We start from the raw sequence: 23,133 nt of genomic DNA on the forward strand, positions 1-23,133 counted from the left end.
AAGGGATGGTGGTGGGCCAGGGAGGACTTGAACCTCCGACCTCACGCTTATCAAGCGTGCGCTCTAACCAACTGAGCTACTAGCCCCTGTTATTAATGAAAGAAAATTACCATATTTTTTCATTATTACAAGAAAAATTCTCTGATTTATAGGAATAGAGAAAAAACGAAAAAGATCGGCCCTAAAATACCAAAAGACCAAAGCATATAACCAAAGAAGCTTGGCATTTTTACGCCTCTTTTTTCAGCGATGGTTCGCACCATAAAGTTAGGAGCATTTCCAATGTAAGTCATAGCTCCCATGAAAACCGCACCAAAAGATAAAGCTTGCAATGTATGGCCTAGTTTGCCGACTAGCTCAAGAGCATCCCCCCCCGCCATGTGAAAGAAAACAAGATAGGTGGGGGCATTATCCAAAAAGCTTGAAAGCAACCCAGAAAGCCAAAAATAAGCAAAATTATCAGGGCGGCCGTCCGCATGATGGCTCAGCGCAATTAGCGGCGCCAATGCCCCTTCTGTTCCCGCATGAAGGATCATCACCACCGGCGAAACCGTTAGGAAAATGAAGAAAAATATTTTTGCAATCTCAAGAATAGGCTCCCAAGAAAAGTGATTCTTTTGACGATCCGCTTTATGCGAAACACGTATCGAAAGCATGCCGATCAGAATCAATCCGACATCTCGGACAATATCAGAGACAGCTTTTGAAATCCCGAATATCATTACATGCATATCATCTTGCCCTATGCCACTCATCAATACCAAGCCAATGACACTGGCCAGCAGGGGAATGTTTCGTTTGCCATATAACCTGAGCTTATCTTTAACGGGGGCCTCTTGCTTATCGGTTTCAAAGCGAAAGTAATATGAATCCAAAATATAGAAAAAAAATAACAAAACCCCCGCAACAATAATCAAGCCATGGGATAAATTCTGTAAGGGCCAAAAGAAGGGGACGCCATGTAAATACCCAAGAAATAACGGTGGATCACCAAGCGGCGTCAAACACCCACCCACATTGGCAACCAAAAAAATAAAAAAGATGACTGTGTGTTTTTTGTGCAAGCGCCACTGATTCGCCCTTAAAAGCACTGTAATGAAAAGCATCGAAGCGCCCGTCGTTCCAATAACACTGGCCAACAAAGCACCGATAGCTAATATCAAAACATTTGATTTGGGCGTGCCCGTAAAAGGACCGGTAATCCGAATGCCACCGCTTATTGTAAACAAGGCAAACAAAAGGGATACAAACGGAATGTATTCATGTAAAACCGCAGCCATCAGAGTATCAAAGGCGGCTCGAAAACCAAAACTATAGGAAAAAAGAGCAAAAAAGACTGCGCCAATGGCCCCCACAATTTTTCCATAATGGTTGTGCCAGAGGGTTGGGCGAATCAAGGGAAAAAAAGCCAGAGAGAGCAATATACCAACAAAAGGCATGCCCCAAAACAATGACAGGTCCGATCCGTGTGGCGTTTCCGCGTATGCTGGCATTGACAGAAAAAAGGCACCAAAGACTAAAGGAAAAAATTTCATTAATTTACGAATGTTTTTCTCGCACAATATACAACTTTATTCTTCATTGACAGTCTAGAGTTTATTATGCGATTGTAAAAAAGATTTGATAACCTTTTGCTTTTTATGAAATACACTCTTATTGCCCTATCACTGTTGTTTTTATCAAGCTGCGAAAACACCATCAACATACGTGGCAACTTATTGACCGCCGAAGATATGAAGATGATAAAAGTTGGTGAAACAACCAAAGAAGATCTCCTATCCATTGCTGGTCCCCCAACATATACTGAACAATATGGCGGCAAAGGATGGTATTATGTTGGCGAAGAAACCAGAACAACCTCTTTTTTCAACCCAAAGGTGACCGAACGCAAAGTCATTTACTTTAGCTTTAGCGACAAAAACGTAATCCAGAGAATTCAAATTCATGATGAATCTGAAGGGCTAGAAATCAAACCCATTGGTGACAAAACACCTACCTTAGGGCGAGACCCCGCTCTCTTTAAAGAAATATTTGGTTCCATTGGCAAATATGATGAGGGCAAACACCGTGCAGGATACGTATAAACTGTTCCCTCAGGAGTGATGAATGACCTCCCTCAAATTCCATTTCTATGCCAGCCAAAAAGAAAAAGCTCAAAAGCTTTTAGCGTCTCTACTGACACAGCATCAAAATCACAATCCTGAAGACGCAAGCCACATCATTGTTCTTGGGGGAGATGGCACAATGCTCTCGGCGATGCATCAATTTATGGACACCCAAAAAAAACTGTATGGCATTAATTGTGGCACGGTAGGATTCATGATGAATCCTTACAGCTCAACAGGGCTAGACGCTCAAATTGAAACGGGCCACTCTGTCACACTCAATCCTTTAAAAATGGACGTGACCGACCAGGAAAATAACAGCCATGTTGCCCATGGCTTCAATGAAATATACCTTTTCCGCCAGACACACCAAAGTGCAAAGCTTGAAATCAGCATTAACCAGGATATTGAGATGAAAAATCTGGTGGCCGATGGTTTGATTGTGGCCACACCGATGGGAAGCACAGCATATAATTATTCTGCGCGGGGTCCTGTTCTTCCACTCTCCTGTAATCTTCTTGCCCTCACCCCTCTCAATCCCTTCAGGCCAAGGCGTTGGCATGGCGCTCTGATCAAAAACGATCAAACCATCCGCATTCGAGTCACCTCACCCACTGAACGGCCCGTTAGTGCGGTGGCTGATAATATTGAAATACGCAACGCTAAAGAAGTTATCATTCAACACGATGCGTCCCACTCAATTGAAATTATTCACGCCCAGAACTCAAATCTTGAAGAGAAAATTTTAGCGGCACAATTTCATACCTAGGGCCGGGGTTTTCTCAAGCGAACATAAAAGGCACCTTCACCGCCATGCTCCTTCAAGGCAAAAGAATACCAATTGACGATATCGCTTAAAACGCCAGAATCTATCCAGTGCGGAAAGTTTCTTTTTAAAACCCCTTCCTGATTGAGACCACGCCCACCAGATCCTTTACCGGTAATAACCAAAATCAATTTCTTCTGCTGTTGAGATCTGGTCATAATAAAATCGGTTGTTTGCTCATGGGCTTGGGCGAGTGTCATACCATGCAGATCTAGCTTCGCCTGAATGCTTAAACGACCTTGTCGCATTTCCCGTCTAATATCGTGAATGCTCATTAAAAATTGAGGTTTGTGCAGTTTCGCTAAAGGTGACGTCAACAAACGTTGAGCACCCTGTTTCTCTTGAGGGGGCCTTGAATCAATATTTTTTTCAACAGGCGTGTCTGCAACAGAAGGGCTGCTCAAATCTTCGTTCTTTTCATAAGCTTGGACCGTTTTAGTATAAGCTTGCCAAGCACGGTCTGTTTGATCCGTCATGCCACAACTGATGGGGGGAGCTTCAACTCTTTGGGTAAAAACACAACCAGGGTCCCTGTGGATTTCATATGGCCTGCATTGAGTTCTGCTTTTTCCCCTCTTCCCCAAAACAAATCTCCTCTAAGAGGTCCTTTGATAGCACCCCCTGTGTCAGCCGCCACAACAAACCTATGAAGCGTTGTATCAAGCTCAAAGGGATCATGAAAAGAAATCCACATCGGAAGCCCCAAAGGGTAGACCGATCGATCTACAGCCAGATTATGCTCTGGTACCAAAGGTATTCCCATGGTACCTACGGGCCCTTCTCCTTTTAACTTTCTAAAAAAAATATAAGATGGATTTTTATGAAGCAACTGTTTAATTTTTCCAGGATTTTCACGAAACCATTTCTTGATAAATTGCATGCTCATTTGAGCCTTTTCAGCAACCCCCATATCAAGAAGGACGTGCCCAATAGACACATACCTATGGCCGTTTTGCTCTGCATAGGCCACACGGACCCAGGTTCCATCCTGAAGACGAACAGACCCAGATCCTTGTATGTGCAAAAAGAAGGCATCCACTTCGTTATCCACCCAAATCAGGGGCTCAAAGTCTGGGTGTTCATTCAAAGCATCGATTTCATGCCGCTTATGGTAAGGTTTAAAAATACCCTTCTCAACAACGCCTTTGATTTTGTGTCCTGCTAGTTTTTCATTAAAAAGGCCTAAATCTTGGCTGATCACCAAATTTTTGGGCGTCTTATATAATGGGTAAACATATTTCCCTTGTTTTTTCAAAGATCCCTTTAGCTCCGGCTCATAATAACCTGTAAAAAGAGCCTTCTCTGACTGTTTAGTATTTTTCATCAAAACTTGATAAGGGACAAATTGCTCCTCAAGAACAGTCTTGATTGCATCAGATTTTTTTGAGGAAGTAGCCTCTAGAAGTTTGCGGCAAGCACTTTGATATACAGACCACTGGCCGTATATCCGTAGCTCATCCAAATATCGCGTGCTCTTTTTTTTCATAATAATAGAGCATACATTCGTGATAGCCTTAGAAGCATGTTTCAAATCACTTTGCTTCCATCCTTCTAAGGTATCAAATGATCTTTTTTTTAACTGAACCGGATACTTATCTAACAGGGTTTTCTTTGAAGAAGAAAAAGACTCAACCACACAAAGAACAGACTGCCTATATGTGTATAGATCAGCGCCCAGTGCAATTGTTATCAGAATTATAAGCCACATCTTCATGCGGATCATGATGCCCTCCTTATTCTGCAGCAAGACATGCAAAGGCCTAGTCTTATTCAGATACGTCCGCGATCTCTTTTAAAATCCAAATTGAAGAGCCACTATCTATCTTGCGTTCAAAAGTCCATGTATCCGTTACAGTATCAATGTAATCAGGATCGCCATCAACCACCTTATTATCACCCTCTTTTATCAATAGGGTTTGTTCTGAGGTAATCAAAACACGCATACGGACCGTTTTTCTTTGGCACTCAGCTTCAACAATCTCCGCATTGACCATTCGAAAAAAAGCAAGGTCAGCGGTTTGTTTTTTCTTTTCTCTTTGATCAATAAGGGCGCTGAATTGATTATACATTTGAGGAGAAAGAAGGGGTTTTAAAGCCGCTTTATCTCCTTCAAGAAACCGCTTCAAGATCAACTCAAACGCATTTTTCACACCTTGAAGAAACTGATTGATATGAAAAGATGGATCAGCCTTGATAATTTTTTCGAGTTTAAGGGCCAGTTTGGGGTCATCAATCTGGGTCAGCTCTTCTCGAACCTCATTTTCATCTTGGGCCTTTGCACTTTCTTGATGAGAAGGACTTACATCTCTCGGGGAAAAACCATGACGTTTTTTTTCTGTCCCCGTTCGCATACCAAGAGCACGATAGATTTGATACCCCAAGAAGAGTGTAATGATTAAAATAACAAAATCGACGATCGTAATTGATTCAGGTATATTCATACTAGCATCCTTAGAGCATTTAATATATCTTTGCAACAGATTATACATATCAACAAATTCACAACCAAACAGCAACACTAAGAAACTAATAATGGACAAAAAATTACTTGATCAAGAAGCTCTCGCTTTTCACTCCGATGGGAAACCAGGCAAATATGAAATCACGGCAACAAAACCTTTAACAAGTCATAAGGATCTTTCTCTTGCCTACTCCCCTGGTGTTGCAGCACCGTGCCTTGCCATCGAAAAAAATCCCAGGGATGCTTATAAATATACCAACAAAGGCAATATGGTTGCTGTTATTTCAAATGGTACTGCCGTCCTAGGTCTTGGCAATATTGGGGCGCTTGCTTCTAAACCCGTGATGGAGGGAAAGTCTGTCCTGTTTAAAAGATTCTCAGACATCGATAGCATTGACTTAGAGGTCGATACCGAAGATGTAGAGTCTTTTATCAATGCCGTTAAACACCTGGGCCCCAGTTTTGGTGGGATCAATCTTGAGGATATTAAAGCCCCCGACTGCTTTGAGATCGAAAAACGCCTCAAAGAAGAAATGGATATTCCCGTTTTTCATGATGATCAGCATGGAACAGCCATTGCTGTTTTAGCCGGGCTCATGAATGCTCTTCACATCGCTAAGAAGAAACTCTCCGAAATTCACATCGTCTGTCTTGGAGCGGGCGCAGCAGCGATTGCCTGCGCAAATCTTCTTGTGAAATACGGCATTAACAAAAACAATTTCATCATGCTTGACCGAGAAGGCGTTATTTACAAAGGACGCAAAACGTCAATGAACCCTTATAAAGCAGAATATGCCAATGATACCAACTGCCGCACACTCGCCGATGCAATCAAAGGCGCAGATGTGTTCATTGGCCTCTCAAGCGCCAATAAGGTAACCGAGGATATGGTGAAAAGCATGGCGCCTGATCCTGTGATTTTTGCCATGGCAAATCCTGATCCAGAAATCAAACCAGAAATTGCCCTTAAAGTAAGGCCTGATGTTCTGATTGCAACAGGCAGGTCTGACTATCCCAATCAAGTAAACAACGCATTATGCTTCCCTTATATTTTCAGAGGGGCGCTTGATGTTCAAGCCATAGAAATTAACGATGACATGAAAATTGCGGCAGCTGAAGGCCTAGCCCAACTTGCACGCGCAGAGGTCAGTGAAGAAGCGAACAAGGCTTACAAAGGCCGCTCTTTAGATTACGGGCGCAATTACATCATTCCTGTTCCCTTTGATCCACGCCTGATACAGGTCATCCCCCCTCTGGTTGCAGAAGCAGCCATGAAAACAGGTGTTGCCTGCAAACCCATCGCTGATATGGCTGCGTACCGCCGCGAACTGACCAGTCGGTTTGATGCCACTTATTCAAATCTAGAAATCATTGCAGAAAAGGTGCGCCGCGTTCCCAAAAGAGTTGTCTTTGCTGAAGGGGAAGAGCCACGCGCCATCCGCGCAGCCCTTAACTTTTTTAATCAAGGTCTGGGAACGCCGATCTTAGTTGGAAAAGAAAAAACAATTATCAAAAATGCAAAAAAAATTGGCTTGCAGCTTCCTCCTGAAATCACTCTCCATAATGCAAAGCTCTGTGATAACAACGCCGTTTACATCGACTTCATCTATGAACGCCTTAAAAGAAAAGGCCGTCTTAAGCGTGATTGTCAACGATATATCCACCAAAATAGAAACGTGTTTGGTGCCTGTATGGTTGCTTTTGGGCATGCGGATGCTGTTGTCACTGGCTTAACCAGAAACTACGCAGCGGCCTTAAGAGATATAAAAATGGTTTACGATCCCCTGGCGGATGTACCAACCTATGTATATTCAATCGTGGTTGTCAACAAGCGCCCCCTCATTGTTGCTGATACTGCCATTCACAACACTCCTAACGCTGAGCAATTGGCAGATATCGCCATTCACGCTTCAACCATATCGCGAACCCTGGGCCAAGAACCACGGGTTGCCTTTTTATCTCATGGTAATTTTGGCAATCCAATTACAGCAGAGCCCACAACCATTCAAAAGGCTCTTGATATCCTTGATCAACAACCACGCGCTTTTGAATACGAAGGGGAGATGACGCCAAGCGTTGCACTTGATTTAGAAATGCAGGCTTACTATCCCTTTAACCGGCTTTCTGGGCCGGCCAACATTCTGATCATGCCCGACCTTAACTCAGCGTGTATTGCCACACAAATGGTGTGTGAAAAAGGACAAGGATCGATGATTGGTCCGATTTTAACGGGCTTCAACCATGCGGTTCAAATTGTGTCAATGACCACGACAACATCAGACCTTCTCAAAAGCGCAACGTTTGCCGCCTATCAAGCAGGTCAAATCAATGGTGAGTTTACGGATTGATTAAAACAGTGTTGTCAAAGAGAGATGACGTCGATATAGTCAGCACAGAACAAAGGAACACAAACGATGGCAAGAGTTACCGTAGAAGATTGTATTGATAAGATCCCAAATCGATTTGATTTGGTTATTTTAGCTGCCGAGCGGGTTAGAGAAATCATCTCTGGGGCCCCTTCCGAGGTTACCCGGGACAATGATAAAACAGCTGTCCTTGCCTTAAGAGAGATTGCCGGAAAATTTGTCGATCCCAAAATCTTAAGAGAAAACCTCATTCGCTCCAATCAAAAAATCACCCCGATCGCAGACGATGAAGACGTGCTTGAATTTTTGAATGAAGAACAAAAATGGGTTAATCAGCCGGAAAGTGCGGCCATGGAGCTAGAAATCATTCAAGATGGTTTAACCGTCTCAAAAGAAGACAGCGCCGAATAAAGTCATCCTATCTTTTCGTAAAAAAACGCGGCTTATTTGATAGCCGCTTTTTTTGTGCGCTCTCTCTTACCAACCCAAAGCTTGGTACAACCATTTCCTTACATGAACCAGTGGAGGGAAATTCAGAATGCTTACAGACGTCAACGCCGAACCAGAAGGTCGCAAGGAATAAAAGAGCGTCTCTTGAACGCCATAAAGTGTGTAATAGGTTTTTAAAGAACTGCGATAACTTCTTTTACGGTGCGCCCAGTAGAAATATTCATACCCCTCTCTCATCGTCAGAATCTTAGATTTTGGGAGAACGCTGTAGTACAGCGCGGACAACAAGGCGCCTTCATGAAAATGATATTTAAACGACTGATGATTGGCTGCAACTGATTGAGAACCATCAAGAAAATAGGGGTGTTGACATAGCTCATACCAGCGACGAAGAAAGATCGGGTCCGCGCATTATTTTTAAGGAACAAGCATCCACCCGCTAAAACGGAGCTGTCTTGATGGCGCCCAAGATCAACATCAAGTGTCTTCAGTACATCCATTTTCACATATTCAGCTAATTTTTGCGGTTTGCCCAAGGCTTCTAAAAGAACCATGTCATGGGTTTCAAGATTTTTAAGCAAGGGAACAATCGGCTTTTTGAAAATAAAATTTGAATCTAGATAAACCAGATAAGCCCCTTCTGGTATTTCCTTTAAAACCTTATCAATCAAATAGGGTTTCCAAATCCACAAACCATTAGGGCCATGCTTTTCAAAAACCTCTTTATTGCTTTCTAAAAACTGTGGCGCCAGGTGAGAAGATCGAAAATTAAAGATAAAATCAACACCCTTATTTAAGGCTGATGCCGCCATAGCATTTTGGTTTTGTAAATAGTATGCTGGGCCGTGGGCGAAACTGATTAGATAAACCGGTGGCAGCGCTGCGTTGGCTGTCTTGTTATAAGACTCTAACCCAACCACCTGCCTTAAGGAGAGATCATTTTTTAAGGCGATAAAGTGTAATTGAGAACAACAAAAGCTAAAAAAGAAAGCCCTGCATAACAGGGCCATCTTAAAATTGATTTAAACCACTTCATTATAAAGAGTGATCCTATACCTTCACAGATACCGTTTGACGATTGCGGCGAATGGAAAACTCAACAGATCCGGTTTCTTTAGCAAAAATTGTGTGATCTTTCCCCATACCCACATTATCACCAGGGTGGTATTTTGTCCCACGCTGACGAATGATGATTTGACCTGGGATCACAGCTTCATTGCCAAATTTTTTCACACCAAGACGGCGACCGGCAGAATCTCTTCCGTTTCTCGAACTACCACCTGCTTTTTTATGTGCCATTAAAGTCTCCTAATTATTTGGTTGTTTTCTTTGCAGCTGTTTTAGGGGCTGCTTTTTTAACTGTTTTCTTGGGGGTGTCACTGCTTGTTTCAGTTGCAGATGTTTTTTGCACAGCTTCTTTTTTCTCAGCGCTTGGCTTTGTTTCTTCTTTTTTCGCAGGAGCTGGCTTTTTAGATGTAGCAGGCGCAACCGACTTTCCGTTTTTTTTGATATCTAGGATTTCAATAACTGTTTTAAGTTGACGGTGTCCTTTTTTACGGCGGTAGTTTTGACGACGCTTTTTCTTAAAGATAATGACTTTCTTGTCTTTAATTTGGTCAATAACTTTTGCAACAACCTCGGCATTCTGAATAAAAGGAGTGCCGATTTCAGTTTCTTTGTCATCGCCCACCATCAAAACATCGGTAAATTGGATTTCTTTACCAACCTCACCTTCAAGTTTTTCCACTAGAAGTTTAGCACCTTTGGCTAGTCTGTATTGTTTGCCACCTGTTTTAATGATTGCGAACATTTGATAAACTCTTATAAATTGATGTTAAAATTCTTTATAAGCCCTCCAATCACATTGTCAAGAAAAAACACTGGCACCATATGCGTTCTTTATGAACCTGATCCATCAAGATCCTATTGTATTTACTATAATTTCAAGGTATTAATAGATAAAATCCACAAGTTAAAGGATGGTTACTATGACAAACAAAACAATTATACGTTCTTCTTCCTCGTCCGTTGGCGTTGATTTAGGTCTACGTGCCTTCATGTTGCGCGTCTACAATCTTATGTTTATTGGTTTAGGCGTCACAGCACTCGTCTCTTACTTTCTTCTGCAAAGCCCCTCTACACTAATGGCTCTGATGAATGGACCAATGTGGATCATACTCTTTGTACAGCTGGGGCTGGTTTTTTATTTTGCAGCGCGCTTGCACAATATGGCTGCCCAAACAGCTCAAATGATTTTTTACGTTTACGCCACGTTAATGGGCCTATCTTTATCACCGATCCTGTACATGTACACAGGCGTCAGTGTTTTTCGGGTGTTCTTAATAACATCTGCCACCTTTGGTGCCATGAGCCTTTATGGCTACACCACTAAAAAAGACCTCAGCCAAATGGGATCTATTCTTTTCATGGGATTGATTGGGATAGTTATTGCGAGCGTGGTTAATATTTTTATGGGCAGTAGTGGTCTCAGCTTCCTCATCTCTATTTTAGCGGTTGGGATCTTCACGGGATTAACAGCCTATGACACTCAAAGAATTAAAGAAATTTATCAAGAGGCAGATTCTCAAGAAGATGCCGAGAAAAAAGCTGTCAATGGGGCTCTCATGCTCTACTTAGACTTCATGAATCTTTTCATTCATCTTTTGCGCCTTCTTGGCGATCGCAGATAAGGTTAAATTACTTATCCTTTTGTTTTCCCCGCTTTTTTGCGGGGGTTTTTTTTCTTTACATGTTGCGAGGCATTATCTACTCTTAAGGCGTCAGGGAGATGTTATGTTAAAAAGTGTTGGACATTTGTTTTTGCTACTGGCTCTAGCAAACTGCTCAAATTCTGGGGATGAGCCAACAGCACTTGGGCCCTACAAGGCTTGCGTAACCTGTAACTATAAATTCACTGATCTTAAAAATCGCGATCTTTCTCACTCAAACTTAACAGGCTCCTACTTTTTTGGTGCCATCCTCACCAATGTAAAACTCACGCATTCAAACCTCCAAGCAACAAATTTCGTCCATGCACTCATGAGTGACGTGAACGCAAGTCACTCTAACATTTCCAATATACAGGCAAGCTTTGCAGGCCTTATGCATGCAGACTTTTCCTATACCAAAGGCAAGTTTGCCAGCTTTAACAATGGCGATTTAAACTATGCATCTTTCAAAGGCGCTAATCTTGTTCTCCCTTCTTTTACTCACATTGAAGGACTAGATATAGACTTCAGTGATAGCAAAATCATTAATGGCGTTTTCGATGAAGCTAAGATGCGTGACGTTAATTTTAAGAATGCCCATCTTCGTCAATCCTCTTTTAAAAATGCTATTCTTAAAGATGCTGATCTCTCCAATGCAGTTGCTGACTTCAGTGACTTTAGTGGAGCAGATCTTGGAGGTGCCAATCTCACAAATGCCAACCTCTCCTATTCAAATCTTCGGGGTGTGAATTTAAGCGGTGCCATCATAAACAATACAAATTTAGAAGGCGCAAAATTATGTGGAGTGATACTGCCTACCGGCATTGTCCTTGAACACTGTAGACCTCTCGAATTTTCTCAATTAATTGCCTCATTAGAGAAAAAAGAAACACCTTCAAAAGAGACCGGCAAAAAAGATCCAACAAGTCATACAGAAAACGCCTCTCAAAATCAGGATAAGCCATCTGAATCTCTTCCCACTTTAAAGAAAAAGTCCCAAGCACCCTCTGGTAAAAAAACGCCTCAAGAAACTGATTCTAGAGTAAAGGATAAAAAAATGCCTGAGGGGAAAGAAGCTTCTCAAGAAACAGCCTCTACAGTAAGTAGTAAAAAAATACCTGAAGGTGAAAATGCTCAAAATGATGAATCTCAAGAATAATCTGTTGTCTTTTAGCATCTTGATTGGTTTGTGTGCTTGTTTATCCTGCAACAGTGTAAAATCAAATCCATTCCACCCAAGAAATCAAAAAATTAAAATTGCTGGTGGAGATATTTATAGTTTTAGCATTGGATTAAGCGCTCTTATGTGCCAAATCATCAGCGCAGAAAACGACCAATGTCAAGCACAAGCAACTTCAGGAACCCAAGAAAATCTCAGACGCCTCCAAGAACGTGAAAACGATTTTGCAATTATCCCTGAGTATGCCCTGAAGAAATTTTTCTATAAAAAAGATGGCACTTATGCCAACATGAATTTACGGGGTCTTTTGTACTTGGGGTATTCAAGTTTCTATCTTGTTGTTCCAGAGAACGCCCCCCATCAAAAACTCAGCGATCTTAAAACCATTAGAATAGAAGGGTCTGATATCTCGGCAGAGCGAGCTCTAGAGACTTTAAGTAAAAGCTATGAATTTAAATGCATTAAAACAAAAAGCATTATAAAAAGCATTGAAAAATTCTGTCAAAGTCAAGATGAAGCGCTTGCTTTCATGGATACCTCCCCAAGTTTCTTGATCACTCTGATCAAAAAATCTTGCCCAATTCGTGAGATCAAGCTTTCAGAAGCCGAGATGAACGCCGCCATTAACCAAGAGCCTACATTTAAAAAAGTTAAAGACAGCTTTATTGCCCCCTTTCGAAAACTTGCCTCCTCGCGGCTTGCAACCCGGCTGATCTTTATCACCCATGATGCCATTCCTGGGGACATCATTAAAAATATCTTAGATGAAGTCAAAGAGAACTTCTTCTTTATCCAAGTCTATCACCCTTCCCTAAGCGATCTAACACTACTAGGCAGCTTCAAGGATTTGCCCATACCTGAACACCTTGGTGTTACTTGGTTCCTCCAAAGTCTTGCAAAAGCTCTACCGTCCTCAGTTGATATCCCAATCTCACAATATATTCCGAAAACTCTTGATGTCATCTCAGATAAAACGATTCTGGAGAAGAGAAGCATGGATATATTACAGCCCGAATTTAATCAAACCTTGATGAAACAAGCATCAAAGAAAGAACAAGCCTAGAGCCATGATTTACCTCAAAGAAAAACCAGTCACTGTTGTTATTTCTCTTCTTCTTATCCTCAGTTCTTGCTCTAAACACACAAGTGAAGATACAGAATATTCATCTGCCAAACTTGTTTCTTTTTTGAATTCAAGTGAAATTGCACAATCATCTCTCTTAAGTGAGCATGAGAAAAAAGGCCTGAATCATCTCTTAGAAGATGATTTGGCTCGCGCAAGCTTGGAGTTTAATCGTGCCCTGGCTTCTAAACCTAAAGATCCCCTACCTCATTTTCTCAATGCCTTGACCTATCATTTAATCTCCAAACAAGGGGATGCTAAAAAAGCAGATCTCGCTGAAATTGGTTATACCCTAGCCATTAAACGTGATCCATCTCACGCATACTCGTATTACTATCGCGGTATTCTCATGCTTGAGAAAAAGAAATATCAAGAAGCACAAAATGATTTTGCCAGTGCCATTTTGAACAAGCCGAACCAGCCCAAATTTTTTCATGGGCTTGCCGTTAGTTCTTATTATGCACACGATATCACAACAGCTGCAGGTGCGATTGATAAAGCGCTGTCCCTGGATCCTAAAAACCCAGAATTCTTGCACACAGCCGCTATTATCATGGCAGCTGGTGGTGAATTTAAAAAAGCAGAGATCTATCAAAAAAAACTTAAAGGCTTCGAAAAACATCAGCGCAAAGCAAACTTTGTTGCCAACCGAATTGGGGACTGGCAAAGCTTTCATAAGCATCTCAAATTAGCCTCAGAAGAGGATACGGGCATGGCTTCAGGTGGCTTTAAAGCGTTAAAAGAAGAAATCAAAAGTCCTGAAAGTGCCGATGAAAAGAGCACAGAAAAAACCCTTGATCAGATCGATGACCGGATGGTCATTGTTGACGTTGTCCTGATCCTCACACAAGAAGAAAACACAGATACATATGGTTTAAACCTTCTTGAAAAATTAACTTTGAATTATAGCCTCCACCATAAATTTGGGAGCGGGTTTAACACAAACTTTTCTTCTGACAATGGTGGATTTAGTACCGCTGGGGCAAAAAACAGCAATTTTCAATATTTTCTTCACAGCATTACCATTCCAGAAGTAAGTTATAGTATAAATGCAGCCACAGCCCAGGGAACCCGAAGTGAAATTCTGGCACGCCCGTCACTCCTTGCACGCCATGGCGAATCCTCGCACTTTTTCTCTGGTGATAATATCCTTTTTGGATTTGGAACCAATAACAACATTGATTTCAAAGAAAAAGAAGTTGGGATTTTTCTTGTTGTAACCCCTCATATCCTTGATGATGGCCGGGTTAATATCAAGCTGGATGTCAAAAGAAGTTTCTTTGTTCCACAAAACGCAAATGTAAAGGAGGGTTCTGTGGCAGGCTTCCAAACATCAACAACCCGTCTGATTTCAGATGTTGTCCTTGAGGCTGGAGATACCCTCGTCCTTGGGGGGCTAAGTGACAGGGTTCACAACAGTGATCGCAGTGGAACACAAGTATTAGGCGACATTCCAATTTTGGATTTCTTCTTTTCAAAACGATCGGAAACCAAAAGTTATAAATCAGTGATTATCCTTGTGACCCCCCGTTTACCGCATTACACCTATCGTACAAGCAACTCTCTCAAGCGAGAAGCCACCAGAGGCCGAACGTCTCTTGAACTTGCCGCGATGAATGAAGTGCGGGGTCGCTATACAGATTGGTTTAATATGTATAGCAACCTAGGAACCGTTTTTGATAAGTTGCAAGGCAACGCCCTTTATCGAGAGCTCAGAACAGGTGATGTCTCTTTAGAGAAGTGGCAGTCAAAACACAATATCCTCCCTCAAGTTGAGGCTGTCTTAGAGAGTGTGTATTAAAAACTACTTGTCTCGATGACTGGTAAAAGACTTATTTTTTCTAAAAACTTCTTCATCAATGGGTTGGTTCAGCCGAATATTTGAAAATCTTATTCGGGTCCATTTCCCATTGATATCTCTGACATGCCATCCCATAAGATACTGTGTGCGTTGAGCAATCGGCAACACCAGCAAAAAACCGCTGTTTTGATCAAACACTTTCAAAAGGGTGTCGCGGCCTTCAGCCTCTACGATTTCCCTTTGAAAATCTGTTGTATCGAGGGTGATTTCTCCATTAAGAAAAAACTGAGCGGGCGTTTCATCAATACTTAAGCTCATCTCTTCATCTTGATCTGCATCGTATATCTTAATCCATCCCTCTTTTGCTAAAATTGATGTTCCTTCAGGGTGGCTGTAAATAAATCGAAGCCTCTGGTTGGGCCGATCCATATAAAAGCGTCCAGCAGCCTTGGACCCATCGTCATTGATCTGCACAAAGTCTGCTTCATAGGTATGAATATCATTCAGATTTTTTAAAAGCTGTTGTTCCGTTTTAGGCAGCTCAAGGGCTTGCCCAATAAAAGCCCCACATAAAAAAGCAACCAAAAGAACATATTTCAAAGGCTGTTTCATGGGCTTCTCTTCAGGATCATCGATTTCATAAAAAGAACTTTTTCCTTCAAAAAATTTTTGGCTTGGGGATCAAGGGCCACATCTTTAAAGCGCTTCTGCATAAAAGATAAGGTATCATCCAAGTCCTGATGTCGATGGCGCAGCCAAAATATAAAAGTTGTTTTATAGATATACCCTAGAAGCGCCCGTTTCGAATAATAGTTAAAGTCTGTCGCACGATCACCGGCATAATACCAAATTTTATTCAAGGTTTGCCACTGAAGGTCAAGCGCCAGCCTTAACCTCAAAGGATGAGAAAGATATTTCACAATCGCCAAGGTGACACTCTGAGACTCATGAAAAAGAGCAAACTTCAATGCAAGGGCCTTTTCAACCTTTTCGTGGGTGCGGGCAGTCTCAGAGCCTTTTTCTGTTAGCTCTTGTAAAATCAGATGGTCGCAAAAGCTGTTAAATTCTCGCAGAGCAATATCAGCTTCGCCTTTAAAGAGGGTGATGGCCGGAATGTCAAGTCCGCCAACCTGTAACCGTAAATCCTCTAATGCCTCCAAAGACCATTCACGAAGGTCAGAGGTCAAGACAGCCTTGAAAAGTTTACTTTTTATTTTTTCGAGTGTATCCATGATGTGATCATACCAGAACAAAACTCAAAATCCATGGCGAATCCTTCCTCCCTTGAAGAAAGAGTTAGCTACTGACAAGGTCAAAAGATTAAGATAAATAAAGTTAAAAGAGAGAAATTTCTGTGACAAAAAGTTTTAACTGGCAAGAAACCGAAAAAGAAATTTGGTCAAAGTGGGAACGCCACAATTGCTTTTCCAGCTCGTCGGTCAATCCAGAAGGTGATCCCTACTGCATCATTATGCCCCCTGCCAATGTGACCGGATCTCTTCATCTCGGCCATGCGCTCACCTTTACCATTCAAGATACGCTGGTTCGCTATCACCGTTTGCTGGGCAAAAAAGTCCTCTGGCAGCCGGGCACAGATCATGCGGGCATTGCAACCCAGATCATTGTTGAAAAACAACTCAAACAACAAGGGATCACCCGCACAGATCTGGGGCGAGAAGCCTTCATAGACAAAGTATGGTCTTGGAAAGAACAGTCTGGCGGTCAAATCATCAATCAACTCAAAAGGCTTGGCGCCAGTGCTGACTGGAGTCGAGAACGTTTCACCATGGACGCCGAGGCTAACACGGCCGTGACCAAGGTTTTTGTCACCCTTTATCAACAGGGGTTCATTTATCGGGATGAGCGACTGGTTAACTGGGATTCAGACATGCAATCGGCCATTTCAGATCTGGAAGTCACCAATAAAGAAGTAAAAGGACAATTCTATTTTATTCGGTATCCCCTGGTATCAAATCCTCAAAAACATGTCCTCATTGCCACAACGCGGCCAGAGACCTTGTTCGGGGATCAAGCCATCGCCATCCATCCTTATAATGAGGCTCTTCATCATCTGATCGGTGAACAGGTGCGCATTCCCCTTACTAATCGTCACATACCCATCATTGCTGATGAATACAGCGATCCTGAAAAAGGAACAGGGGCTGTTAAAATCACACCTGCCCATGATTTTAATGACTTCGAGGTTGGCAAACGCCATGCGCTTGAAACGCTGAACATCCTCAACAAAGACGGCACACTGAATCAAAATGTCCCAGATTCATTTAGAGGCCTCTCTGTTCAAGAAGCGCGTCAAAAAGTGATTCAACAGTTAGAAGAAACTGACTTACTGGATCGCATCGAAGAAAAAGAACAGACCCTGCCCATCAGTGATCGTACGGGGTGTGTCATTGAACCTTTGCTCACACAGCAGTGGTTTGTTGATGCCGAGAAACTCGCAAAAAAAGCCATTAAAGCCGTTGAAGACAAAGAAACAAACTTCATCCCTGACAACTGGCGTGAAACCTATTTCCAATGGATGCGGAACATCCACCCCTGGTGCATCTCCCGTCAGATTTGGTGGGGACACGCTCTCCCAGTTTGGTATGGCCCCAATGACGAAGTCATCGTCGCTGAATCTGAAGAACACGCCCAGCAATACGCGGTCAAACAGTTTGGTAAAGAGATCCCTCTCACCCAAGACCCTGATGTTTTAGACACCTGGTTTTCTTCGGCATTGTGGCCGTTTGTGACCCTTGGCTGGCCTGAAAAAACCCCAGAACTGGAGCACTTTTATCCATCTTCCGTTCTGGTAACAGGCTGTGATATTTTATTCTTCTGGGTTGCGCGGATGATGATGATGGGTTGCCAATTTATGGATGCCGTCCCGTTTCGAGATGTTTATATTCATGCCCTGATTCGAGATAAAAAAGGGCAAAAGATGTCAAAATCGAAAGGCAATGTTGTAGATCCTCTCGATGTGATGGAACGTTACGGAACAGATGCTCTCAGATTCACCCTCACCAGCATGGCAACCCCTGGACGCGATATTAAGTTCTCCGAGGAAAAAGTCGAAACATCGCGTAATTTTGTCACAAAACTGTGGAACGCATCAAGATATGTCATGATGACAGATGCTCAATTTGATGCTGAATTTCAAGCAACAGAGGTGAACCATCCCATCAATCAGTGGTTTTTAGCGGAACTCAATGATTTCATTGTCGACATTCAAACAGCGCTCGATCGCTATGAACTGAATGTGGCCTCTCATCGTTTGTATCATTTTATTTGGGGGACCTATTGTGATTGGTATCTCGAGCTGACAAAGCCTCTTTTAAAAGAAGAAACCTATCGTTCTGAAACGCAAAAAACATTGGCGTGGGGATTGATCCAAATCTTACATCTTTTGCATCCAATCATGCCGTTTGTTACCGAAGAAATTTGGCAACAAGTCATGCCAGAGAGCTCTCCCCTGATGCTTTCTTCTTGGCCAAAACCACAACCTTTTGAGCAACACGCATCGTCAATTGTTCCTTGGATGATTGATCTTGTGAAAACCGTTCGGGCAGTCAAGGCTGAAATTGGTATTAAGCCCGGACAAATTGTTGATGTTGATGCGCCCACGACTTCGCTTTCTGATCTTAACGATATAGATTCCTACAGTCTTATTCTTCAACAAGTCGGCCGCCTCAATCTGCAAACAGACTCAAAGGCCCTTCAGTCGACCATACAAATCGTTGTTGGCAGTCATAGCTATCATATGAGAGTTGAGGGGTTGGTTGATTTTGACGCTGAATTAGCCCGCCTTGAGAGAACTCTCCAGAAACGCGGAAAAGAAGAAGCCGGCCTCTCTGCCCGTTTAAACAATCCAGCCTTTATTGAAAAAGCTGCACCAGAAGTCATTCAAGAAGCAAAAGACGCTTTAGAAAAGCTTGTGGAGGCGAATCAAAAAACAAAGCTTGCGATGGCCTCTCTTAAAAAAATTAAGGAAAGCCAGTGATAAGATATGCCCGTCTTCTCTTGTGCTGTATCAGCCTCCTTTGTTTATCAAACCAAGGACTTGCCTATAAAAGTGGGTGGTACCAGCAAGATCCCTATCAATATGTCCAAGAAGGCCGCGATGGCATCTTAAATCTAACCGGCCTTGACCCCGAGCTTTTACGTGCCACACTATCCATGCTTCATTCGGAAGTTCAATTTGAGTCTCTTGAGTGGCACACACATAAAGAAAAACTTAAAACAGGCGATGTTGATCTGGCTGCAGGGGTAACACAAACAGCAGACCTCGAACCCTTTGTTTTTTATTCTTTGCCATACCGCAAGGAGCGAACCGGGCTTTTTATCAAAAAAAAGAAACTCTCGCTGATGGTTGATGATCACACCCCCACCTCTCTGATTAAACTGATGAAAAGGAATCAATATCGCTTGGGCGTCGTTCGCAGCTTTAGTCACACAGACCCTGAACTGAACGCCTTTATCAATGATCCCAACAACCAAAACAAAATTTATTTTGCCCGAGACAACAGCGAAAATATTCGCAAGCTAATGAATGATGAAATTGATGGCTTCTTGGCTGATCGCCTCAGTGGTGCAACCGAAGTTTGGCGGGCTGGTCTCATAAAAAACATCCGAGAAATGCCCATCGGCCAATCATCTCCGGTACATATCTGCCTCAGTAAAGCCGTCCATTCGCAAGCTAAAATCCAGCAGATCAATGAGGCCCTGTCCTCTCTTAAGAAGAGCGGTCGCCTTGATAAGTTGTTTGCAAAATACGTTCAACCTCTGGTGATGATGCAAACCCTCAATAGCAATTGGTTCTTCATTATTGAAGTCATTGGAACCATTGCATTTGCCCTCTCTGGGATCATCCTTGCCTACCAAGATCGAACAACCCTTTTCGGGGCTTTTGTGTATGCTTTGCTTCCCTCTGCCGGTGGGGGAATTATGCGGGATCTACTTTTAAGTCGTCACGAAATTGCCTTCGTTCAATCACCCATTTATATTTTAATTGTGTTGTTTACAACGCTGTTTTCTTTTTTATGTATTCATCTTTTTTCCAAGAAGAAAACTTTTCAAAACAAAAAGGTCACCTCGTTTTTTGAGACGATTTATTTCACTTCCGATACAGTCGGCTTTGCCAGCTTTATTGTCCTCGGGGTTGTTGTGTCCGTTGTGATGAATGCGGACCCGCTTTTGATATGGGGTCCTTTTATTGCCTTTATCACCAGCACAGGGGGTGGCATCTTACGGGACATCATTCGCAAGAAATCCTACATCACACACTTCCACGAAAAACCCTATCCAGAAATTGCCGTGATATGGGGCTTGCTTTTATCCTATTATCTCCGCATCGATTCGCACAAAATCAGCAGTGAAAAAATAGAGCTCGCCATGATCTATACCATCATCGGTGCCATTCTCATGTGCTTCTTTTGGCGTGTGCTAAACTTTAAAACTCTTTATATCCGCAAATGGTCTTCTAGCGATGAATAGGCTGATCATAAGCAGCCATAGCCGCCTATTTCAGTGCTTCTGACCGCGTTGGGTGGGCATGGCACGTTCGGGCAATATCCTCGGCTGAACAGTGATATTCCAGGCCCAGCACAGCCTCAGCAATCAGATCTCCGGCATGGGCTCCAATGATATGCACCCCTAAAACCCGGTCGGTTTTTTCATCGGTCAAAATTTTCACAAAGCCTTGTGTTTGAGACGTTGCTTTAGCCCGGCTGTTTGCCGCGAAAGGGAACTTACCAATTTTATAAGCAACTCCTGCCTTCTTTAGTTCTTCTTCTGTTTTCCCCACTGATGCCACTTCAGGGGTGGTGTAAATCACTGATGGAATCGCCTGATAGTTCACATGACCCGCCTGACCCGCAATCAGTTCCGCAACGGCAATCCCCTCTTCCTCTGCCTTGTGTGCCAACATGGGGCCAGGAATCACATCTCCCAGGGCATAAATATGTTGTTGGGATGTTTGATAGCTCTGATTCACCTTAATAAATCCCTGCTCATCTGTTTCAATGCCCACTTTGTCGATGCCAAGCCCGTCGGTGTTAGGCTTTCGTCCCACCGCAATGAGAACCACATCTGTTTTGATCTTTTCTTCCTTCTCAGTCTCTCGGGATTTAAGCGTCAATAAAACATGGTTTCTTTTGGTTTCTGCCTCCATCATCTCTGCCTTCAACTGAAATATCATCCCCTGTTTTTCCAGCGCCTTATGCAAGGCCTGCGCCACATCATGATCCATCATGGGCACAATCTTATCACCATACTCCACCACAGTTACGTGACTGCCCAAGCGTGCCCACACAGAGGCCATCTCCAATCCGATATACCCGCCGCCAATCACTGTCAGGGTTTTAGGGATGCTCTTTAAAGATAAAGCGCCAGTTGAACTGACAATTTTTTTTTCATCAATCTCAACTCCCGCCAGATCTGTACTCTTTGAGCCGGTTGCAAGAATGATATGCTTTGCAGTGATCTCTTGTTTCTTTTTTCCCTGAACAAGAAGTGTATGGGCATCCTTGAACTGGACAACGCCTTCCAGCGCTGTAACCTTATTTTTCTTGAACAGTGCCTGAATGCCCTGGGTCAAATCGCTGACAACTTGATCTTTTTTTGCCATCATTTGCGATAAATTTACCTTTTTGGATCCAACTTGAATGCCAAGATCTGCCAGGTCATCAAGTCCTGCATATTTCTCAGTTGCATCTAATAAAGCTTTTGAGGGAATACAGCCCACGTTCAAACATGTCCCCCCTAACGTTGATCTTTTATCAATACAAACTGTTTTAAGCCCCAGTTGCGCACACTTAATGGCGGCCACATATCCACCAGGACCAGCACCAATCACGGCAACATCATAGGAATCTGTCATCTTGTCTCCTTATATATTTAGCAGCAGGCGTGTTAGATCTTCCATAAACTGTTTCACAGCCACCAAGAAGCCAACAGCTTCTTTACCATCCACCAATCGATGGTCATAACTCAACGCGACATACATCATCGGGCGAATCACTACCTCACCATTCACAGCAATCGGCCGTTCCTCAATTTTATGAAGGCCCAAAATCCCTGACTGTGGCGGATTCAAGATCGGCGTTGAGAAAAGAGACCCATAGGTTCCCCCATTGGAAATAGTAAAGGTACCGCCTGAAAGGTCTTCCAACGTCAGCTTGCCCGCTTGGGCATTTTGTGCAAAAGCGCTAATAGATTTCTCTATTTCATGATAATCCATGTGTTCAGCATTTTTGATAACAGGAACCACCAACCCCTGGTCCGTGCCCACAGCAACGCCGATATTAAAAAATGTTTTATAGAGAATATCATCGCCCTCAATTTCAGCATTAATCACAGGATATTGATGAAGAGCCGCAATCACTGCCTTGGTGAAAAAAGACATAAAGCCCAGCTTAATGCCATATTTCTCGATAAATGCCTCTTTATATTTCTGGCGCGCCTGCATCACAACCGACATATCGATTTCATTGAATGTCGTTAAAATGGCAGCTGTTGATTGGGCTTCTTTGAGCCGTTCCGCAATACGTTGCCGCAACCGAGACATCTTTACCCGCTTTGTTGTCCCGTGTCCGCTCTTTCCAAGAGGGGAGTGGTCTTTCTTCTGCTGATCTCCTGCCGCAGCCTTCAAAACATCTTCCTTAGTAATGCGTCCCTCTTTGCCGGAATCTTGAAGAGAAGTCAGCGCAACCCCTTTATCCTGAGCAATCTTACGCGCAGCTGGTGAGGCCATCGCCATTGATTCAGTATCATCAGAGCCTACCTCTTTAGGTTCTGTTTCATCGTCAAAATCAGATGCTTCCTCTTCTGCTGGCGCAGGCTTTTTCTCAGATTTTTCTGGCGTCAGGTCCGCTTTCGCTGTTTCATCAATCACAGCAAGCAAAGCACCGGGCTTAACCGTATCGCCTTCTTTGGCTTTCTGCTGTTTCAACTGCCCTGCAACAGGGGCATTGACCTCAAGATTGATTTTATCTGTTTCCAGCTCAGCAATAGGCTCGTCTGCATGTACATACTCCCCCTCTTTCTTAAGCCACCGCGCTATTGTTGCCTCTGTAATAGATTCTCCCAGCTGTGGAACTTTGACAGTTTGTGCCATAAT

Annotated in this window: 21 protein-coding genes and 1 tRNA gene; 10 read left to right on the plus strand and 12 right to left on the minus strand. The window is 42.9% G+C overall.

The window, feature by feature from the left end:
- Window positions 1–9 precede the first annotated feature (9 nt).
- Both C0582_03730 and C0582_03735 read right to left on the minus strand, forming a co-directional pair.
- Window positions 10–86, minus strand: a tRNA-Ile gene (locus C0582_03730).
- Window positions 87–146: 60 nt separating this feature from the next.
- On the minus strand, window positions 147–1,535 hold the full coding sequence (locus C0582_03735; protein ID PLX29647.1) for a sodium:proton antiporter: 1,389 nt from the start codon (window positions 1,533–1,535) through the stop codon (window positions 147–149).
- Window positions 1,536–1,640: 105 nt separating this feature from the next.
- Here C0582_03735 and C0582_03740 point away from each other — a divergent pair, with 105 nt between their 5' ends.
- Both C0582_03740 and C0582_03745 read left to right on the plus strand, forming a co-directional pair.
- Window positions 1,641–2,084 (plus strand): hypothetical protein, encoded by a 444-nt coding sequence (locus tag C0582_03740; GenBank protein ID PLX29648.1) that lies wholly within the window; start codon window positions 1,641–1,643, stop codon window positions 2,082–2,084.
- 22 nt (window positions 2,085–2,106) lie between these two features.
- Window positions 2,107–2,874, plus strand: coding sequence for an NAD kinase (locus tag C0582_03745; protein ID PLX29649.1), 768 nt, complete (start codon window positions 2,107–2,109; stop codon window positions 2,872–2,874).
- Here the strand turns inward: C0582_03745 and C0582_03750 are convergent.
- The 3 genes from C0582_03750 to C0582_03760 are packed head-to-tail and all read right to left on the minus strand — an operon-like array spanning window position 2,871 to window position 5,450.
- Window positions 2,871–3,407, minus strand: coding sequence for a hypothetical protein (locus C0582_03750; GenBank protein ID PLX29650.1), 537 nt, complete (start codon window positions 3,405–3,407; stop codon window positions 2,871–2,873). The two genes, C0582_03745 and C0582_03750, sit on opposite strands and share 4 nt — an antisense overlap.
- The gene (locus C0582_03755; protein PLX29651.1) at window positions 3,404–4,687 is read right to left on the minus strand and encodes a murein transglycosylase; all 1,284 of its coding nucleotides are present in this window, start codon (window positions 4,685–4,687) and stop codon (window positions 3,404–3,406) included. The genes C0582_03750 and C0582_03755 overlap by 4 nt, the downstream gene beginning before the upstream one ends.
- A 10-nt stretch (window positions 4,688–4,697) precedes the next feature.
- A complete protein-coding gene (locus tag C0582_03760) occupies window positions 4,698–5,450 on the minus strand; it encodes a hypothetical protein (protein ID PLX29652.1) in 753 nt (250 codons plus the stop codon).
- Window positions 5,451–5,463: 13 nt separating this feature from the next.
- Here C0582_03760 and C0582_03765 point away from each other — a divergent pair, with 13 nt between their 5' ends.
- Complete coding sequence (locus C0582_03765; protein PLX29653.1) at window positions 5,464–7,740, plus strand: NADP-dependent malic enzyme; 2,277 nt, start codon at window positions 5,464–5,466, stop codon at window positions 7,738–7,740.
- Window positions 7,741–7,806: 66 nt separating this feature from the next.
- Entirely contained in the window at window positions 7,807–8,169 is a 363-nt protein-coding gene (locus C0582_03770) for a DNA-directed RNA polymerase subunit omega (protein ID PLX29654.1), read from the plus strand.
- Between the two features lie 278 nt (window positions 8,170–8,447).
- Here the strand turns inward: C0582_03770 and C0582_03775 are convergent, their stop codons facing one another.
- From C0582_03775 to rplU, 3 genes are read right to left on the minus strand one after another with little or no spacing between them, the layout of a single operon-like run.
- On the minus strand, window positions 8,448–9,218 hold the full coding sequence (locus C0582_03775) for a hypothetical protein (protein ID PLX29655.1): 771 nt from the start codon (window positions 9,216–9,218) through the stop codon (window positions 8,448–8,450).
- 40 nt (window positions 9,219–9,258) lie between these two features.
- Window positions 9,259–9,507, minus strand: a complete 249-nt coding sequence (locus C0582_03780) for a 50S ribosomal protein L27 (protein ID PLX29656.1) — start codon at window positions 9,505–9,507, stop codon at window positions 9,259–9,261.
- A 13-nt stretch (window positions 9,508–9,520) separates the two neighbouring features.
- Window positions 9,521–10,018 (minus strand): 50S ribosomal protein L21, encoded by a 498-nt coding sequence (rplU, locus tag C0582_03785; protein PLX29657.1) that lies wholly within the window; start codon window positions 10,016–10,018, stop codon window positions 9,521–9,523.
- 178 nt (window positions 10,019–10,196) lie between these two features.
- Here rplU and C0582_03790 point away from each other — a divergent pair, with 178 nt between their 5' ends.
- From C0582_03790 to C0582_03805, 4 genes are all read left to right on the plus strand, one after another.
- The gene (locus tag C0582_03790) at window positions 10,197–10,898 is read left to right on the plus strand and encodes a hypothetical protein (protein PLX29658.1); all 702 of its coding nucleotides are present in this window, start codon (window positions 10,197–10,199) and stop codon (window positions 10,896–10,898) included.
- Between the two features lie 103 nt (window positions 10,899–11,001).
- A complete protein-coding gene (locus tag C0582_03795) occupies window positions 11,002–12,075 on the plus strand; it encodes a hypothetical protein (protein ID PLX29659.1) in 1,074 nt (357 codons plus the stop codon).
- On the plus strand, window positions 12,047–13,159 hold the full coding sequence (locus C0582_03800; protein ID PLX29660.1) for a hypothetical protein: 1,113 nt from the start codon (window positions 12,047–12,049) through the stop codon (window positions 13,157–13,159). The genes C0582_03795 and C0582_03800 overlap by 29 nt, the downstream gene beginning before the upstream one ends.
- A 4-nt stretch (window positions 13,160–13,163) precedes the next feature.
- The gene (locus C0582_03805) at window positions 13,164–15,020 is read left to right on the plus strand and encodes a hypothetical protein (GenBank protein ID PLX29661.1); all 1,857 of its coding nucleotides are present in this window, start codon (window positions 13,164–13,166) and stop codon (window positions 15,018–15,020) included.
- Between the two features lie 3 nt (window positions 15,021–15,023).
- On the opposite strand, the gene C0582_03810 is transcribed toward C0582_03805, so the two are convergent.
- On the minus strand, window positions 15,024–15,632 hold the full coding sequence (locus tag C0582_03810; protein PLX29662.1) for a hypothetical protein: 609 nt from the start codon (window positions 15,630–15,632) through the stop codon (window positions 15,024–15,026).
- Entirely contained in the window at window positions 15,629–16,273 is a 645-nt protein-coding gene (locus tag C0582_03815; GenBank protein PLX29663.1) for a COQ9 family protein, read from the minus strand. The genes C0582_03810 and C0582_03815 overlap by 4 nt, the downstream gene beginning before the upstream one ends.
- Window positions 16,274–16,374: 101 nt before the next feature.
- On the opposite strand from C0582_03815, the gene C0582_03820 reads away from it, so the two are divergent.
- Entirely contained in the window at window positions 16,375–19,017 is a 2,643-nt protein-coding gene (locus C0582_03820; protein ID PLX29664.1) for a valine--tRNA ligase, read from the plus strand.
- Window positions 19,014–20,510, plus strand: coding sequence for a hypothetical protein (locus C0582_03825; GenBank protein ID PLX29665.1), 1,497 nt, complete (start codon window positions 19,014–19,016; stop codon window positions 20,508–20,510). The genes C0582_03820 and C0582_03825 overlap by 4 nt, the downstream gene beginning before the upstream one ends.
- Window positions 20,511–20,535: 25 nt before the next feature.
- Here C0582_03825 and lpdA read toward each other — a convergent pair whose 3' ends face one another.
- Together lpdA and C0582_03835 are read right to left on the minus strand one after the other, a co-directional pair.
- The gene (gene lpdA / locus C0582_03830; protein PLX29666.1) at window positions 20,536–21,894 is read right to left on the minus strand and encodes a dihydrolipoyl dehydrogenase; all 1,359 of its coding nucleotides are present in this window, start codon (window positions 21,892–21,894) and stop codon (window positions 20,536–20,538) included.
- Window positions 21,895–21,903: 9 nt separating this feature from the next.
- A complete protein-coding gene (locus C0582_03835; protein PLX29667.1) occupies window positions 21,904–23,130 on the minus strand; it encodes a dihydrolipoyllysine-residue succinyltransferase in 1,227 nt (408 codons plus the stop codon).
- Between the last annotated feature and the right edge of the window lie 3 nt (window positions 23,131–23,133).

Source organism: Alphaproteobacteria bacterium, from assembly GCA_002869105.1.
Classification (GTDB): Bacteria; Pseudomonadota; Alphaproteobacteria; order UBA7879; family UBA7879; genus UBA7879.